Below are 3,319 nucleotides of genomic sequence, written 5' to 3' on the forward strand. Positions count from 1 at the left end.
CGGGATGGCACGCGTGGCGACCGGCCCACCTGCACCTGAAGGTGTCCGCGCCGGGCCACCAGCTGATCACCACGCAGCTCTACTTCAGGGGCGACGAGCACGTGTCCGACGACATCGCCTCGGCGGTAAAGCCGGAGCTCATCCTGGACCCCCGGCCGACCGGCGACGGGACGGGCCACGAGGTCACCTACGACTTCGTGCTCGACCCCGCCTGATCAGGCGTACTCATCAGAAGTGCTCGACCCCACCTGAGACCGGCCCGGTCCGGGCACGCCGTGCCCGGACCCGCCGTGCATCGATCGACGAGGAAAGGAGACCGGCCCGTGTTGTTCGCCGTGACGATGGACGTCGCCATCCCGCACACGCTGGACCCGGACGAGAAGGCGGCACTGATCGCCCGTGAGAAGGCCTATTCGCAGGAACTGCAGAGGTCCGGCGAGTGGCGGCACATCTGGCGATGCGCGGGTCGGTATTCCAACCTCAGCGTTTTCGACGTGTCGGGCAACGAGCGGCTCCACGAGATCCTGTGGAACCTGCCGCTCTTCCCGTACATGACCATTGAGATCACCCCGCTGGCGACCCACCCGTCGGACATCCGGGCCGCCTGAACTCTCCCGTTCCGGTCCCGGCGTCCTACGAGGGCGCCGGGTCCGAGCGGCACCCGTGCTGGCGCGTTGTCGGGCATGCCGGTTATACGTTGCTGAGTATGACTGACAACCGGGTTCCTCCCCCTTTCATCGGCGACGAGCGGGCCATGCTGAACAACTGGCTCGAATGGCATCGCGGGACCCTCGCCGTCAAGTGCGCGGGTCTTTCCGAAGAGCAACTCCGCGAGCGCTCCGCGCCGCCGTCGAGCATGTCCCTGCTCGGCCTGGTCCGGCATATGGCCCACGTCGAGCAGGTGTGGTTCCGCAACATTCTCAACGGCGAGGACGTCCCCCGGCTGTTCGGCAAGGACGTCAACCCCGACGCCGACTTCGATGACGTGGACACCGCCTCGGCCGAGGAGGCCTTCGCCACCTGGCAGGCGGAGATCGAGCACGCCCGCGAACTCTCGGCCCAGGTGCCGCTGGACGCCGTGGGCAAGCGGCAGCGGCATGGTCAGGACTGCTCCCACCGGTGGATCCTCGTCCACATGATCGAGGAGTACGCCCGTCACAACGGCCACGCCGACCTGCTACGCGAGCGCGTCGACGGCGCCACCGGCGAGTAGCTGCGCGGGGACCGGATCATCGGTCCCGGCGCGGTGGAAGTGAGAGGTCGGCTCGCGCGCCGGTGAGGTCGCCGCGTGATCAACGGGGGCCGGGGGTCTGTGCCACGCGGGCCAGTGCGTCTTGACCGGCCGCCGCGAAAGCGGGGCATGTGTGGCCATAAGGTTGACGATCTCAGTCCAGGTGAAGATCTCCGGCTGCCATCAATCCGAGACCGGTGCCGCCGCCTGGCCGGCGGTCCGCTCCTACCTCGACTCGGCCCGCAAGCACGGCCTGAACGCCTTGGGCGCGATCCGCCGCGCCTTCACCGGCCACCTCTGGATGCCCCCGATCGTCCTGACCGACTGACCGGCGATCATCACACAACGTCACCGAATTGATGCATGTTTACTCTGGCGCTAAGGTGATCATGATGTTCCGCCTGCCCGTTCCTGCGCAGCCGTCCTGACTGTTGCGGGCCGCGTCGATGTTGAGCGTGCGCACGTTGTTCGACGGCCGGCCGTTGTCGGGCAGCACGTTCAACCCGTCTTACCCCTTCTGGTACGCGGCAGCCCGGGCCGCGCACCCGCGCTGGTTACGGAGATCCGGATGACGGCGTGGCGGATCCTGCTGGTCACGGCGGCCGTCGCAGGCCTGGTGTGCCTGGCGACGTCGATCGGCAGCCCGTGGGCATACTTCACGGTGCAGAGCAACGTCATGCTCGCGCTCTACTACGGCTGGCGGCTGGTCAACGGCCGCAGGAATCCAGCCTCCGCCGACGTCAAAGGCGCGGTGGCCCTGTACCTGCTGGTCACATGCCTGGTCAACTACGTCTCGCGGGATCTGGCCAACCCGCTGGCGCTTCTGGCCGGCGGCGGGATACGCGGGCTGGGCAACTTCCTGCTGCATTACGTGACGCCCGTCATGGCGCTGGTCGACTGGGCCGCTTTCGACCGGTCGCGTCGAGTCCGATGGGCGGCGCCGTTCGCCTGGCTGGGCTACCCGCTCCTGTACGGCGCCTTCGTGTTTCTTGCCGGCCCCAATCTGCCCCGCCGCTACGTCTACCCGTTCCTGAACGTGGATCGACTGGGCTGGCCGGCCGTCGCGTCGGCGTCGCTCGCAGCGCTGGCCGCCTTCGTGGTGCTCGGCTACGCCCTGCTCGGCATCCACCGGCTCACGGCCGAACCCGCGGCCCCCTGAGCCCGCGCTGGCCGAGCCTCCTTCAGGACCACGTGCCGCCCCGTGGCCTTGTCCAGGCCGAGGTACACGCCGCCGCCGTTGGAGAAGTGCAGCACGCTCTCGATCTCGTACGGCAGGCCCGTGGTGGTGACGGCGTTGCGGGCGGCCAGATGCGGTTCGAGAAAGGCGGGGAGCTCGACCCAGGAGGGAACGGAGAAGGTGGATCCGCGGACGTCGGGGACGAGCCGGCCCTCGCCGTCCTCGATGGCGAGGACCATCTCGCCGCTCGCGTTCAGGCAGCGCCGCTCGGTGAACCCGCCGTACCGGACGAAGAGCGGCCCCTCGCCGTAGCGCAGGTCGCTGAGGACGTACGGGCCTTTGACCCCGCGCAGCAGCTCGTCAAGCTCCTTCAGGATCTCTTCGAGCCGGGTCTCGTCCGGGGGATAGATCGTGATCAGCTTGCCGCTTGACGCGCGGGACGCGGACTTGGAGTTGTGCATGACCAAAACGGACTCGCCGCGCAGGAACTTGAACGCCACGTTCCGGGCCACGCAGTAGTCCCAAACCGTGCGCACCGCGCGTTCGGCGTCGGCCGGCGGCGCGGACACGTGGATCTTCCAGCCTTGCTCCGGGAGCGCGGTGACATCGGCCGGCGTGTAGTACATCCATGTGTCCGTCGCCTGATGAAACCAGCCCTCCGGGACTTCCCTCAACAAGACGGAAAAACCCGACGATTCAGCATTCTTCTGATCAGGTGTGTCGTAAAACAATAAATCGGCCAGGCAGTGACGTTTTCTCAGCGTGATCGACTCGGACAGTAGGGCTTTCCTGGGCAGAAACGATCACACGCGGGCAGACACGCGGACGAACAGAGGATGCCGGAAACAGGCGTGGAGCCTTCGGTAGAAGAGGTCTCACCACAAGATCGTCCGTCTACCAGAAGGCTCCAC

7 protein-coding genes are annotated in these 3,319 nt (G+C 67.2%); 5 read left to right on the forward strand and 2 right to left on the reverse strand.

Going from position 1 to position 3,319, the window contains the following annotated elements:
• The 4 genes from QSK17_RS35550 to QSK17_RS35565 all read left to right on the forward strand — a co-directional run.
• A partial coding sequence (locus tag QSK17_RS35550) for a dioxygenase family protein (RefSeq protein WP_502889352.1) occupies positions 1–215 on the forward strand: 215 nt, incomplete at its 5' end.
• Positions 216–323: 108 nt separating this feature from the next.
• Positions 324–608, forward strand: a complete 285-nt coding sequence (catC, locus tag QSK17_RS35555; RefSeq protein ID WP_285711071.1) for a muconolactone Delta-isomerase — start codon at positions 324–326, stop codon at positions 606–608.
• 98 nt (positions 609–706) lie between these two features.
• On the forward strand, positions 707–1,213 hold the full coding sequence (locus QSK17_RS35560) for a DinB family protein (protein WP_285711073.1): 507 nt from the start codon (positions 707–709) through the stop codon (positions 1,211–1,213).
• A 163-nt stretch (positions 1,214–1,376) separates the two neighbouring features.
• Entirely contained in the window at positions 1,377–1,559 is a 183-nt protein-coding gene (locus QSK17_RS35565) for a hypothetical protein (RefSeq protein WP_285711081.1), read from the forward strand.
• 39 nt (positions 1,560–1,598) lie between these two features.
• On the opposite strand, the gene QSK17_RS35570 is transcribed toward QSK17_RS35565, so the two are convergent.
• Entirely contained in the window at positions 1,599–1,733 is a 135-nt protein-coding gene (locus QSK17_RS35570) for a hypothetical protein (RefSeq protein ID WP_285711074.1), read from the reverse strand.
• 66 nt (positions 1,734–1,799) lie between these two features.
• Between QSK17_RS35570 and QSK17_RS35575 the strand changes: the two genes are divergently transcribed.
• A complete protein-coding gene (locus tag QSK17_RS35575; RefSeq protein ID WP_285711077.1) occupies positions 1,800–2,390 on the forward strand; it encodes a Pr6Pr family membrane protein in 591 nt (196 codons plus the stop codon).
• Here QSK17_RS35575 and QSK17_RS35580 read toward each other — a convergent pair.
• Positions 2,339–3,139 carry a class III lanthionine synthetase LanKC N-terminal domain-containing protein gene (locus tag QSK17_RS35580; protein ID WP_502889353.1) on the reverse strand — a complete coding sequence of 267 codons (801 nt, stop codon included), beginning with the start codon at positions 3,137–3,139 and terminating at the stop codon, positions 2,339–2,341. The two genes, QSK17_RS35575 and QSK17_RS35580, sit on opposite strands and share 52 nt — an antisense overlap.
• Positions 3,140–3,319: the final 180 nt, after the last annotated feature.

This window comes from Microtetraspora sp. NBRC 16547 (genome assembly GCF_030268965.1).
In the GTDB taxonomy this organism is placed as follows: Bacteria; Actinomycetota; Actinomycetes; order Streptosporangiales; family Streptosporangiaceae; genus Microtetraspora.

Coding starts and splice junctions, on each gene's coding strand:
- QSK17_RS35560 (WP_285711073.1), top strand. CDS start 707: ATGACTGACAACCGGGTTCCTCCCCCTTTCATCGGCGACGAGCGGGCC.
- QSK17_RS35575 (WP_285711077.1), top strand. CDS start 1,800: ATGACGGCGTGGCGGATCCTGCTGGTCACGGCGGCCGTCGCAGGCCTG.